Annotated in this window: 12 protein-coding genes and 1 pseudogene; all 13 read right to left on the bottom strand. The window is 66.3% G+C overall.

Translation table 11 applies throughout. The features are described from left to right. Positions 1 to 112 precede the first annotated feature (112 nt). Positions 113 to 523 carry a transcription antitermination factor NusB gene (nusB, locus tag J7I89_RS18120; protein ID WP_214973186.1) on the bottom strand — a complete coding sequence of 137 codons (411 nt, stop codon included), beginning with the start codon at positions 521 to 523 and terminating at the stop codon, positions 113 to 115. After that, positions 523 to 1,086, bottom strand: coding sequence for an elongation factor P (gene efp, locus J7I89_RS18115; RefSeq protein WP_056635236.1), 564 nt, complete (start codon positions 1,084 to 1,086; stop codon positions 523 to 525). Before efp ends, nusB begins: the two co-directional genes overlap by 1 nt. A 155-nt stretch (positions 1,087 to 1,241) precedes the next feature. Continuing rightward, positions 1,242 to 1,760 (bottom strand): tetratricopeptide repeat protein, encoded by a 519-nt coding sequence (locus J7I89_RS18110; RefSeq protein ID WP_214973184.1) that lies wholly within the window; start codon positions 1,758 to 1,760, stop codon positions 1,242 to 1,244. After that, complete coding sequence (gene aroB / locus J7I89_RS18105; protein ID WP_214973182.1) at positions 1,760 to 2,848, bottom strand: 3-dehydroquinate synthase; 1,089 nt, start codon at positions 2,846 to 2,848, stop codon at positions 1,760 to 1,762. The genes J7I89_RS18110 and aroB overlap by 1 nt, the downstream gene beginning before the upstream one ends. A gap of 212 nt (positions 2,849 to 3,060) precedes the next feature. Continuing rightward, positions 3,061 to 3,591 (bottom strand): annotated as a pseudogene (locus J7I89_RS18100) (shikimate kinase); the annotation flags it as partial. After that, positions 3,591 to 4,790 (bottom strand): chorismate synthase, encoded by a 1,200-nt coding sequence (aroC, locus tag J7I89_RS18095; protein ID WP_214973181.1) that lies wholly within the window; start codon positions 4,788 to 4,790, stop codon positions 3,591 to 3,593. The gene aroC and the pseudogene J7I89_RS18100, both read right to left, overlap by 1 nt. A gap of 26 nt (positions 4,791 to 4,816) precedes the next feature. Continuing rightward, on the bottom strand, positions 4,817 to 5,677 hold the full coding sequence (locus J7I89_RS18090) for a shikimate dehydrogenase (RefSeq protein WP_214973178.1): 861 nt from the start codon (positions 5,675 to 5,677) through the stop codon (positions 4,817 to 4,819). Continuing rightward, on the bottom strand, positions 5,674 to 7,323 hold the full coding sequence (gene mltG, locus J7I89_RS18085) for an endolytic transglycosylase MltG (protein ID WP_214973176.1): 1,650 nt from the start codon (positions 7,321 to 7,323) through the stop codon (positions 5,674 to 5,676). Before mltG ends, J7I89_RS18090 begins: the two co-directional genes overlap by 4 nt. Continuing rightward, positions 7,320 to 7,919 carry a Holliday junction resolvase RuvX gene (gene ruvX / locus J7I89_RS18080; RefSeq protein ID WP_214973175.1) on the bottom strand — a complete coding sequence of 200 codons (600 nt, stop codon included), beginning with the start codon at positions 7,917 to 7,919 and terminating at the stop codon, positions 7,320 to 7,322. The genes mltG and ruvX overlap by 4 nt, the downstream gene beginning before the upstream one ends. Positions 7,920 to 7,930: 11 nt before the next feature. Further along, positions 7,931 to 10,609 (bottom strand): alanine--tRNA ligase, encoded by a 2,679-nt coding sequence (gene alaS, locus J7I89_RS18075; RefSeq protein ID WP_214973167.1) that lies wholly within the window; start codon positions 10,607 to 10,609, stop codon positions 7,931 to 7,933. Between the two features lie 111 nt (positions 10,610 to 10,720). Then, positions 10,721 to 10,951 (bottom strand): DUF6167 family protein, encoded by a 231-nt coding sequence (locus J7I89_RS18070; protein ID WP_214973166.1) that lies wholly within the window; start codon positions 10,949 to 10,951, stop codon positions 10,721 to 10,723. A gap of 21 nt (positions 10,952 to 10,972) precedes the next feature. Next, positions 10,973 to 11,347, bottom strand: a complete 375-nt coding sequence (locus tag J7I89_RS18065) for a DUF948 domain-containing protein (protein WP_078027879.1) — start codon at positions 11,345 to 11,347, stop codon at positions 10,973 to 10,975. Between the two features lie 145 nt (positions 11,348 to 11,492). Next, the gene (gene rpsD / locus J7I89_RS18060; RefSeq protein ID WP_011692125.1) at positions 11,493 to 12,119 is read right to left on the bottom strand and encodes a 30S ribosomal protein S4; all 627 of its coding nucleotides are present in this window, start codon (positions 12,117 to 12,119) and stop codon (positions 11,493 to 11,495) included. Between the last annotated feature and the right edge of the window lie 142 nt (positions 12,120 to 12,261).

Genomic DNA, 12,261 nt, shown 5'->3' with positions numbered 1-12,261 from the left:
CGTGGCACAGTGAAACGCCGTCGGACGGTGAAACCTGACTGAAGCGGGCAGCAGAGAGCCCCGGCCAGTTCACTGGCCGGGGCTCTCCCGTACTGCTGATGACCTGCGCAGGTCAGGCCAGCAGTGAAGGCTTCAGCTGCTGGAGACGCCCGAGCAGGCCGTTGATGAACGACGGCGACTCATCGGTGGAAAGCGTCTTGGCCAGGGCCACGGCTTCGCTGACGGCAACGCCGTCGGGCACGTCGTCGTTGTAGAGCAGTTCCCAGGTGCCGATCCGCAGGATGATGCGGTCCACGGACGGCATGCGCTCCAGGGTCCAGCCCTGTGAGTACGTTTCCAGGAACTCATCGATGGCCGGCTGCAGTGAAACGACGCCCTCGACGATTTCGAGCGTGTAGGGGTTGACGATCTGGTCGGTCTTCTCCCGGCGCGCGCGAAGCACGTCAAAGGCGGAAACAGAGCGCTGCTCCGCTTCGAAGAGGACGTCAAGAGCCCTGTTACGGGCTTTACCGCGGGCGCTCACTACTCGCTTACCCTGCCCAGGTAGCTGCCGTCACGGGTGTCGACCTTGACCTTGGTGTTGTTCTCGACGAACAGCGGCACCTGGATCTCGTAGCCGGTCTCGAGGGTGGCCGGCTTGGTCCCGGCGGAGGAGCGGTCGCCCTGCAGGCCCGGCTCCGTGTACGTGATTTCGAGGACAACGCTCGGCGGCAGTTCGATGTACAGCGGCGTGCCTTCGTGGATGGCGATGTTGACCATCTGGTTTTCGAGCATGAAGTTGGTGGCGTCGCCCACCGTGGCACCGGAGACGGTGATCTGGTCGTAGTCCTGGGTGTCCATGAAGACGAAGTCCGCGCCGTCCTGGTACAGGTACTGGTAATCGCGGCGGTCCACGGTGGCGGTTTCGATCTTGAGGCCGGCGTTGAAGGTCTTGTCGACCACCTTGCCGGACATAACGTTGCGCATCTTGGTGCGCACGAACGCGCCGCCCTTGCCCGGCTTGACGTGCTGGAACTCGATGATGTTCCAGAGCTGGCCCTCAAGCTTCAGGACGGTTCCGTTCTTGATGTCGTTTGTGGTTGCCACTGGTTTCCTCTGGTTTGTATCTGACTGCTTCTAGCTGCCAGCCGTATGCCAAGCAGGCATGCCGAACGGCCCGCCAGCGTGTATTTATCAAAAATCCAAGAACCATTCTAGCGGAAATGCGGGCGCACTCCGTCGGCCCCCTCCGGCGGCCGCGGTCAGGAGGCCAGTTCGAGTACGTCCCGAGCCCGCTGAAGCGCCACGGTCGACGAATAGATGAGCTCGGCGTCGGCTGACTGCGCAACCCTCAGGTCGAGCGCCCGGGCGAACGACTCCACGGCAGCACCGATGTGGCCGGAAGCGAAATGGGTCCTGCCGAGAAACTGGTGCACTAGTGCCTCATTCGGCGTGCCCGGCACTTCCGCAAGCAGCTGCCTGAACAGCTCAACGGCGCGGTCAAAGCGGTGGGACACGCGGAGGACCTCGGCTTCAAAGGTCCGGAGCCGGAACGACTCCGGGTTCTTATACCGCGCTTCGGCGAGCAGTTCGGCGGCGTCCGGCGCGTGCCCCTCAACGAGCAGCACGAACACCCGGTCCGCCGGGTCGGTCGACGACTCAAGGGCCGCAGCGCAGGCTTCGGCGTTGGTGATCTCCGGCAGAAGGGTTTCCGGGTTGATCCTGATTCCCGGGAAGCCGCCGGCAGGCCACTCAATGGTGTCGCCCTCGAACTCCCGCATCAGGAGGCAATCTCCTGGTAGGCGGCGAAAAGCAGGGAGGTGTCGGGAACATCCAGGATGCCGGGCTTCCCGACGCCGTCGAGCACCACGAAACGGAGCAGGTCCCCGCGTGACTTCTTGTCGCGGCGCATGCCGTCCAGGAGCCCCTGCCAGCGGTCGCGGCGGTAGGTGACGGGCAGCCCAAGGGACTCGAGGATGCTCCGGTGGCGGTCTGCGTCGGCATCGCTGAGCCGGCCCACGCTGCGGGACAGTTCTGCGGCGAACATCATGCCCACCGAGACAGCCGCGCCGTGGCGCCAGGAGTAGCGCTCGACGAGTTCGATGGCATGGCCAAGGGTGTGTCCGTAGTTGAGGATCTCGCGGAGGCCGGATTCCTTCAGGTCCTCGGACACTACCCGGGCCTTGACGGCAATGGCACGCTCAATGAGCTCACGAAGGACGTCCGAGCCGGGGTCGGTGACGGCCTCCGGGTTCTGTTCCACGAGATCGAGGATGGCCGGATCGGCAATGAAGCCGCACTTGATGACTTCCGCCATGCCGGAAATGATCTCGTTTTTCGGCAGCGTGTTCAGGGTGTCAAGGTCCGCGAGGACGGCCGCGGGAGGGTGGAACGCGCCCACGAGGTTCTTGCCTTCGGCCGTGTTGATGCCGGTCTTGCCGCCCACCGACGCGTCCACCATGCCGAGGAGGCTCGTGGGCATGTGGATGACCTTGACGCCGCGCAGCCAGGTGGCGGCGACGAAGCCCGCGAGGTCCGTGACGGCTCCTCCCCCGACCGAGACGACGGCGTCGGAACGGGTGAAGTCGTTCTGGCCCAGCACCTGCCAGCAGAACGCGGCCACCTGGATGTGCTTGCCTTCTTCGGCGTCCGGGATCTCCGCCGTGAGTGCAGTGAAGCCCGCCGCGGCGAGTTCGTCCCTGACGGTGTCTCCGGTGAGCCGGAGCGCACGCGGGTGGATGACCAGGACACGCCGGACGCGCTCACCGAGCAGCTCCGGGAGGGTGCCCAGCAGGCCGCGGCCAACGACGACGTCGTAATTGTCGCCGGCCGACTCGCCCGTGACCTTGATGACGGTTGATTCGCTCACTTCTCAACTTCCTGTTTCGCGGCCGTGGATTCCCCGGCCGCCGTAGTCGCGGCCATGTTTTCCCCGGCCGCCGATCCCGCGCTGATGTTCTCCGCGGCTGGGTTCGCCGCACCTGCAGTCCCTGCGCCTGCGCCTGCGCTGTCCGTTCCCGTGGCGTCTGTTCCGGCGCTACCCGCTCCGGTGCCGGTTCCGGCGCCGGCAAGGAAGGCGCCCAGCGCCGCTTCGAGCCGGCGTCCCAGCTCCGGCACGGTTCCCTGACGGACGTCGACGACGATGTCTGCGAGGCGTTCGTAGACGGGTTGCCGGGTGGCAAACAGCGTCTTCCAGCGGCGGATCCCGTCGCCGGCGAGGAGCGGCCGGCCCGAATTCCTCGCAATCCTGGCTGCGACGGTCTCCGCATCGCATTCCAGGTAGACCACCGTGCACCGGTCCAGCAGCTGCTGGGTTCCGGAGTCCAGGACCGAGCCGCCGCCGAGCGAAATCACGGTGGCGGTGCCGGCCGCCTCTTCAACGACGCGGGCAACAGTCCGTGCCTCAATCTCCCGGAACACCCGCTCGCCGCGCCCTGCGAAGATGTCAGCGATGGAGCCGTGGTTTTCTACGATGACCGCGTCAGTGTCAACAAAGGGGGCGCCCAGCTGTTGTGCCAGCTGTTGCCCGATCGCCGACTTGCCAACGGCCATGGGTCCGATCAGCACTATGGGCCGGTCCCCTGCAGCACAGGGCGTATTGCTCGAAGGCACTAGCGTCCGATCGTGTCCAGCGACGCCGGAATGCTGTCGAGGTAGCCCTTGATGTTGCGGGCAGTCTCGGCCACGGAATCGCCGCCGAACTTTTCAGTGACGGCCTCGGCGAGGACCAGGGCAACCATGGCTTCAGCAACCACGCCGGCAGCCGGAACGGCGCACACGTCTGAACGCTGGTGGTGGGCCTTGGCGGCCTCCCCGGTGCTCACGTCAATGGTCTTCAGGGCCCGGGGCACGGTGGCGATCGGCTTCATGGCGGCCCGCACACGCAGGACGTCGCCGATGCTCATGCCGCCTTCGATGCCGCCGGCACGGTTGCTGGTGCGGATGATCTTGCCGTATTCATCCTTGATGATTTCGTCGTGGGCCTGGGATCCGCGGCGGGCGGCGGTAAGGAAGCCGTCCCCCACTTCGACGCCCTTGATGGCCTGGATGCCCATGAGGGCGGCGGCCAGGCGGGAATCCAGCCGGCGGTCCCAGTGGACGTAGCTGCCAAGTCCCGGAGGCAGCCCGTAGGCCAGGACCTCCACCACTCCGCCGAGAGTTTCGCCTTCCTTGTGGGCGACGTCAATCTCGGCAACCATGGCATCGGACGTTTCACGGTCGAAGCAGCGGAGGGGGTCGGCGTCGAGCGCAATGACGTTGGCGGGAACCGGCAGGGGCCTGCCTTCGGGGACCGTGACGCTGGCAATGGAGACCGTGTGGCTGACGAGTTCAATGCCCAGGTGCTTCAGGAACTGTGCGGCGACGGTTCCCATGGCGACGCGCGTGGCGGTCTCGCGGGCGCTGGCGCGTTCAAGCACCGGGCGGGCCTCATCGAAGCCGTACTTCTGCATGCCCGTGAAGTCCGCGTGGCCCGGGCGGGGACGGGTGAGCGGGGCGTTGCGTGCCTGGTCGGCGAGTTCCTCGGGGTCAACGGGATCAGCAGACATGATCTGCTCCCACTTGGGCCATTCGGTGTTGCCCACCTGGACGGCGACAGGGCCGCCCTGCGTGATGCCGTGGCGGACTCCGCCAAGGATGGTGACCACGTCCTGCTCGAACTTCATCCGGGCACCCCGGCCATAGCCGAGGCGGCGGCGCGCCAGGGCATCGGCAATCTGCCCGCTGGTGAGTTCAACACCTGCGGGGACGCCTTCGATAATTCCGACCAGTGCCGGACCATGGGATTCACCGGCAGTCAACCAACGCAACATACAATCCATCCTGCCATGTCTGGCGGTCAGTACACGCGCCGGGGAGCCCCGACTGCGTCACACATCACATCTATGACTTCCGCGCTGGCGGCGTCGTCGCGGCCCGTAAAGTAGCGGACCTGCTCCACCGCCTGGTACAGCAGCATCTCCAGGCCGGCAACCACAGTTCCGCCGAGGCCTTCCCAGACGGCCGCGATCCGGCTGGGCCATGGATCGTAGGCGACGTCCAGCAGGACGCCGCCCGTCGTCGTGCCCAGCACCTCAAGCTCGGCAGCCATGCCGTCCGCCGCCCGGGGCGGCAAGGTGGATATTACGACGTCGGCGCCAGCCAGGGCGGCGACGGCTTCCGATATGGGACGCACGGCGATCTCCATCCCCAGGCCGCTGGCCGCGGCCCTGGCCTCGGCCGCCCGGCCGGTGTCCCGGACGTAGACGGCAACAGACCGTGCGCCGAGTTCCTGGAGGGCGGCCACGGCCGCCGCCGCGGTCCCGCCGCCGCCGAGGACCACCGCCGCAGGCGCCTCGACCGCTCCGGCGTTACGCAGCGCGTTGACGATGCCCGCGACATCGGTGTTGTAGCCGACCCGCCGTCCGGACTCCCCCACGGATTCGAAGACGACCGTGTTGATGACGCCGAGCACCTGCGCCACTCCGCGGACCTCATCCACTTCACGGACCATGGCCTTCTTGAGCGGCATGGTCACCGACAGCCCGCGCCAGCCCGGCTCGGCGCGCAGGGACTCCATGAACGCGGGCAGGGACTCCTCCGTCACGTCGATCGCCGTGTAGCCGATGTCGGCGCCAAGCTTCGCATAAGCGGCCAGGTGCAGCGCCGGTGACTTGGAGTGGCCGATCGGATGCCCCAGGACGGCAGCACGCAGGCTCATACGCAGCGGCCCGGGTTGGCCTCACACCAGGCGTTGTACTGATCAACGTAACGGTTGTGCTCCTCCAGCGTTTTGGAGAATTTGGTTTCCTTGGTGTCGAGGTTGATGGTCACCCAGTACATGTATTCATTTTTGTTCGGCTTGGCCGCAGCATCGATGGCCGTCTTCCCCGGCGAACCGATGGGGCCCACGGGCAGTCCCTGGTTCGCGTACGTGTTGTACGGGTTGGACTTGTCCGCCTTTTCGTCTTCGTCGATGTGGAAGCTTTTCCTGCCCAGGCCGTAGGTGACCGTGGCGTCGGACTGGATCAGCCCGGCCGTCTCAGTGTTGTTGGGCTTGAGCCGGTTGTAGATCGCGCCCGCAACGTCCTTGTACTCGGCCTGACCGCCCTCTGCCTGCACAATGCTCGCGACCGTGACCACGTCATACTGCTTGGCGGGGTCGGTGACGCCCTGTGTCTTCAGCTCGTCGGTGGTGCTCTTGACCAGGGAGGTCAGGATCGCCTTGGGGGCGGTTCCGAGCGGGAACCTGTACTCGCCCGGAGCCAGGTAGCCCTCAAGGTTCTTTGCCTTGGCGGGGAGGCCAAACTGCTTGGGGGAATCGCTGAGTGCCTTTAGCTGGGCGACCGGTATCCCGGAGCCTTCGGAGATTGCCTCCAGCGATTCTCCGATCCGGAGTCCGGCGCTCAGGGCGAAGTACATGACCTTGGCCTGTTCGGCGTTGAGCAGGACCGCCACGGCGTCGGCGTTCTTCATTTCCTGCTTGAAGTCGTACTCGCCGGGGGCAAGGGTGCCGCCCGAGGCGGCCAGTTCGGAGACAAAGGTGTCGGCGTTGGCCACCACCCTCGCTTCCTCAAGCTTCGCGGCAACCGAGACGGGCCCCTCGCCGGGCAGGACCGCCACCTTCACCTGGCCCGTTCCCGGGCCGGGAAAGTCGCTGGGCCCGTCGGCCCCGAGCAGCGGCTTGAGGAACTGCGCACCCACGACGGCGGCAGTGACGAAAAGTGCGAGGGACAGCAGCAGCGCAACAAGACGGCGTCGTCGGCGGACTTTCTTGGAAGGCCGGGTCACCGTGGTCCCGCTGTCCGCATTGGCCAGCAGCTGGTGCCCGACGGCCTCGTGTTCAAGAGCGTCATGGTCCTCGTACGTGTCAGGGTGCACGTCATGGTGGTGGTCCTGGTAGCCGGGTTCTGCGGCGTCAGCATGGTGCAGGTCTTCGTCGGCCCGGTGCAGGTCGGCATCAGCATGATGCAGGTCTTCGTTAGCGTGGAAGACAGGTTCCTCCACGACCGGTTCCTGGACCGTCGGCGGAGCGGGCGGCACCCGCGGCACAGCCACCGTTGCAGGCACGGGCTCAGGGTCAACCACCGGCTCGGGCGCACGCTGCGGTGCCGGCGCGGGCGCCTCAGCTGCGGGCGCGGACTGGGCCGGCGCGGACTGAGTAGGCGCGGACTGGGCGGGCAACGGGCTGTGCCCAGGCATCTCCGGTGCCGTGTCCTCCCCGGACTCGTAAGCCTGCTCGGGAACGACGTCGCCGGATTCCGCCGTGAGGGCCTTCTCCCGGGCACGGATTTCCTTGCGCGTCAGCGGCCGTCCGGCCTCCCTGAAGTTCCTGCCGGAGGAGTCGTCGTTGTTGACCGGGCTCACTGTAGCCTTCCATCCTCTGAAGATTGTGTGTCTTGCCCCGGGACAGCCTGCTCAGCACTGCTTGCTGCGGCGTCTCCGGGTAGCCCCGGCTGGAAAAGCGCGCGCACGCGGCTCCCCACATCCGTTCCCCTGGCTTTTTGCATGTCGATGGCGTGCTGCAAGATTCCCGCAGCCGCAACCTGATCCACCACTTTACGGTGATTTTTGCTGCTCATGCCAGCTTCGTGCAGGTGTCGGTGGGCTGTGACCGTGCTGAGGCGCTCGTCAACGAGGTTGACGGGCACGTCCAGCCCCGCGCGGCCCAGCTCGTTGGCCAGCAGCTGGGCGTACTCCGTGGCCATGCGGGCGGAGGCATGTTCTTCGCCCTTCATGGTCCTCGGCAGGCCCACAAAAATCTGCACGGCACCCCGCTCAGCAGCCAACGCCGCAATCACGCGGACATCGGAGTTCTTTTTGGGGTTGCGGTCCAGTGTTTTGAACGGCGTGGCCAGGATGGCGTCACTGTCGCAGATGGCGACGCCGACACGGACGGTGCCCACGTCAACCCCCAGTTTGATGCCCTGGGGGTAGACGTGGGACGCAGCGGATGAGGTCACGGATCTGCTAGCTAGCGCCGGGTCACGGCATCTACGACAGCCGCCAGCGCCGGGCCGACCTTCGACGCGTCGGTGCCGCCGCCCTGGGCGACGTCGTCCTTGCCGCCTCCGCCGCCGCCGAGGATGGCGGCCGCGAGCCGGACCAGCGCCCCGGCCTTGACGCCGGCTTCACGTGCGGCTTCATTCGTGGCGATCAGGATGACCGGGCGGTCGTTGCTGACTCCGGCCACGGCCACCGTGGAGGCCTCCGAACCAAGGCGGTTCCGCAGGTCCATGGCGAGTCCGCGGAGGTCATCCGCACCGCTGACCTGGCCGGCGTCGTGCGCAATGACACGAACGCCTGCGGCGTCCTTGGCGGTCCCCACCAGCTGTGCGGCCTCGGCCGTGAGCTTTTCCTTGCGGAGCCGCTCCAGCTCCTTTTCCGTGGCCTTCAGCTTGGCCAGGGTCGTGGCGATCCTATCGGTCAGCTGGCCGGACGGAACCTTGAGCATTTCCGTCAGCTCCGTGACGAGGGCGCGTTCCGCCGCGAGGTGCCGGAAGGCGTCCATGCCGACGAATGCCTCGACGCGGCGGTTGCCCGATCCCACGGACTGTTCGCCGAGCAGCGACAGGCTGCCGATGCGGGACGTGTTGGGAACGTGGGTGCCGCCGCACAGCTCACGCGACCATGCGCCGTCGATTTCCACGACACGGACTTCGCTGCCGTAGTTTTCTCCGAACAGGGCCATCGCGCCGAGCGCCTTGGCCTCGGCGAGGCCCATGACCTTGGTCTCCACGCGGAAGTCGTTCCGGATGGCCAGGTTGGACACTTCCTCGATCTCGGAACGGGTGGCGGCGCTGAGGCCTTCGCCCCAGGCGAAGTCAAAGCGCAGGTATCCGGCCTTGTTGTAGGAGCCGCGCTGGGTGGCTTCCGGGCCGAGGATCTGGTGCAGGGCCGCGTGCACGATGTGCGTTCCCGTGTGCGCCTGCTCGGCGGCATGGCGGCGTTCGCGGTCCACCGCGGCACGCACCAGCGCGTCGGAGGCGATTTCGCCCTCGCGGACGATCGCCTTGTGGACGCTGAGGCCCTTCACCGGCCGCTGGACGTCGAGAACTTCGACGACGAAGCCGTCACCCGTGATGAGGCCGGTGTCCGCAGCCTGGCCGCCGGCTTCAGCGTAGAACGGCGTTTCGGCGAGGACCAGCTCGATCTCGTCGCCAGTGGCGGCCTGGGAGACCTTGCGGCCGTAGCTGAGGATCCCGCGGACGCGGGATTCGCCGTCGAGGTCGGTGTAGCCGGTGAAGACGGTCTCCCCCTCGGACAGCAGCTCCTGGAAGGCGCTGAGGTCCGCGTGGGCGCCCTTCTTGCCCTTGGCGTCGGCCTGGGCGCGCTTGCGCTGCTCCAGCATGAGCTTGCGGAACTCCGGCTCGTCAACCTTGAGCCCGGCTTCCTCGGCCATCTCCAGGGTGAGGTCGATCGGGAAGCCGTACGTGTCGTGCAGGGCGAACGCGTCGGCGCCGGACAGCGGCCGGCCGGCGGCCTTGGACTCGCTCACGGCGTCTTCGAGGCGGGCGGTGCCGGAGGCGATGGTCCGGAGGAAGGCCTTCTCTTCCGCGTAGGCGATCCGGCTGATGCGGTCGAAGTCCGTCTCCACGATCGGGTAGACGCCCTTCATGGCGTCGCGGGAGGCGGGCAGGAGATCCGGCAGGCAGGCCTTTTCGACGCCGAGCAGGCGCATCGAGCGGACGGCGCGGCGGATCAGGCGGCGCAGCACGTAGCCGCGTCCCTCGTTGGACGGGCTGACGCCGTCGGCGATGAGCATCAGCGCCGAGCGGATGTGGTCTCCGACCACGCGCATCCGGACGTCGTCCGTGTGGTGGGGATCGTCAGCCGTTTCCGCCGACGTGTACTCCTTGCCGGAGAGTTCCGATGCCTTGTCGATGACCGGGCGGACCTGGTCGGTCTCGTACATGTTCTCGACACCCTGCAGGATCATGGCGAGTCGCTCCATGCCCAGGCCGGTGTCGATGTTCTTCTTGGGCAGCTCGCCCACGATGTCGAAGTCGTCCTTGGAGCGGACGTTGTTGATCTGGTACTGCATGAACACCAGGTTCCAGATTTCGACGTAGCGGTTTTCGTCGGCGATGGGGCCGCCTTCCACGCCGTACGCGGGGCCGCGGTCGTAGTAGATCTCCGAGCAGGGGCCGGCCGGTCCGGGCTGGCCGGTGTGCCAGTAGTTGTCCGCCTTGCCCATGCGCTGGATCCGGCTGGCGGGGACGCCGGTGTTCTTGAGCCAGAGGTCCTTGGCTTCGTCGTCCTCTTCGTAGACCGTCACCCACAGGAGTTCCGGCGGAAGGCCGTAGCCGCCGTCGTCAACGCTTGTGGTGAGCAGTTCCCAGGCGAACTTGATGGCGTCTTCCTTGAAGTAATCGCCAAACGAAAAGTTGCCGCACATCTGGAAGAAGGTGCCGTGGCGGGCAGTCTTGCCCACTTCCTCAATGTCGCCGGTGCGGATGCACTTCTGCACGCTGGTGGCCCGGCTGAAGGGGGGCTCTTCCCGCGCGGTCAGGTACGGAATGAACGGAACCATCCCGGCGACCGTGAACAGCAGGGAGGGGTCGCTGGAGACCAGGGAGGCGGAAGGCACGGCGGTGTGGCCCTTGCTGACGAAAAAGTCGATCCAGCGCTTGGTGATCTCCTGCGACTTCATGAGCTGATTACTTACCCTTCTTGGTTCACGCGTTCTGCCGCGTGACAGTTGATTCAGATGGCAGTCCCGGAACAACGGTTACTGCCGGTTTAATTCTCCCGCAGCGGCGGGCTAGCGCCGCACAACATCCTGGGATTCGACGCCGAGCGCGGCACGGAGGTCGGTCTCCCGCTCGCGCATTCCGGCGCGGACCGCATCCGCGAAGTCGTAGACGCCGTCGGCCAGCCGCCCCACGGCGCGGTTCAGGCCCTCCGGCCCCAGGTTGGCCTGGGCCTCGGTGACTTTGCGGAAGGCGATGACTCCGATAGCCACGCCGATTCCCATCCAGACAAGTCTTTTCATTTTCAGTTCTCCGGGTGGGGCTTAGCGGCTGCGACGGCCGGCGGCGGGCTTCTTGCGGGCGGCGAAGGCGGAGCGAACGCCGTAGCTGAAGGCGGCCACCTTGATCAGCGGCGAGCCCACAGTGGCGGCAACCAGGGAGGACAGCGCCGAGATGTTCGCCGAGGCGTCCGAAACGTTGGAGGCGATGCCGTCCACCTTCTTCAGCTGCTGGTTGGTGGTGGAGACGGTCGCCGTGACTTCGTCCATGAGTGGGGTCGCGCCGTCGCTGATGGAGCGGATCGAGGTCCGCACTTCATCGAACACCCGCCCCAGCTTGAGGATCGGGACGGCAAGCAACAGGACCAGGAGCGCAAATACCCCGGCCGCGATCAGGCCGGCAATATCGCCACCAGACATAGACGTTCATCTCCTTGAAACTCCGTGGAACGGTACATGGCCCGCGGCGGCAGCGTGCTGCAGCCGCGGATGTCCCCCAAGTACCTTACATACAAAGAAGCCCGCGGCGCTTGCCACGGGCTTCCTTGGATACGCTGCCGGAAATTTAGCGTGCGTAGAATTCGACGACGAGCTGCTCTTCGCAGGTCACGGGGACCTCGGAGCGTTTCGGGCGACGGACCAGGCGTGCCTGCAGGGCGTCAAGCTTGACGTCCAGGTAGGCCGGAACCTGGGGCAGGACGTCGCGGTGTGCGCCGGCTGCTGCAACCTGGAACGGAGGCATGGTTTCGCTGCGGCTGTGAACGTGGACCAGCTGGCCCTCGCCGACGCGGAAGGACGGGCGGTCAACGCGGATGCCGTCAACCAGGATGTGGCGGTGCACAACCAGCTGGCGGGCCTGGGCGATGGTGCGGGCGAAGCCGGCACGCAGCACGAGGGCGTCGAGACGCATTTCGAGCAGTTCGATCAGGTTTTCACCGGTCAGGCCCTTGGTGCGGCGTGCTTCTTCGAAGGCACGGGTCATCTGGGCTTCGCGGATGCCGTACTGGGCGCGCAGACGCTGCTTTTCGCGCAGACGTACGGCGTAGTCGGAGTCCTGCTTCTTGCGGGCACGGCCATGCTCACCGGGGCCGTACGGGCGGCGCTCCATGTACTTGGCGGCCTTGGGGGTCAGAGCGATGCCGAGTGCACGCGAGAGGCGTGCGGTACGGCGAGCACGAGTGTTGTTAGCCACTTGTGTCCTTCCAATTACTGCGGTGTGTCAGTGTTACTGGCCTCCACGATGGAGAGCATCGGCCAACCGCTGCCTTTTGCTACTGGGCGCAGGCATTACCTCATCAAACGTGAATTTGGTGGATTTTGCGTCCGCGCCTTGC

The sequence above is a fragment of the Arthrobacter sp. ISL-5 genome, assembly GCF_018613835.1.
In the GTDB taxonomy this organism is placed as follows: Bacteria; Actinomycetota; Actinomycetes; order Actinomycetales; family Micrococcaceae; genus Arthrobacter.
Note: the sequence above shows the minus strand (reverse complement) of the source record. Positions and strands in the feature narration are given on the sequence as shown.

Coding starts and splice junctions, on each gene's coding strand:
- J7I89_RS18110 (WP_214973184.1), bottom strand. CDS start 1,760: ATGCGGGAGTTCGAGGGCGACACCATTGAGTGGCCTGCCGGCGGCTTC.
- J7I89_RS18070 (WP_214973166.1), bottom strand. CDS start 10,951: ATGAAAAGACTTGTCTGGATGGGAATCGGCGTGGCTATCGGAGTCATC.
- J7I89_RS18090 (WP_214973178.1), bottom strand. CDS start 5,677: ATGAGCCTGCGTGCTGCCGTCCTGGGGCATCCGATCGGCCACTCCAAG.
- J7I89_RS18065 (WP_078027879.1), bottom strand. CDS start 11,347: ATGTCTGGTGGCGATATTGCCGGCCTGATCGCGGCCGGGGTATTTGCG.
- alaS (WP_214973167.1), bottom strand. CDS start 10,609: ATGAAGTCGCAGGAGATCACCAAGCGCTGGATCGACTTTTTCGTCAGC.
- aroC (WP_214973181.1), bottom strand. CDS start 4,790: ATGTTGCGTTGGTTGACTGCCGGTGAATCCCATGGTCCGGCACTGGTC.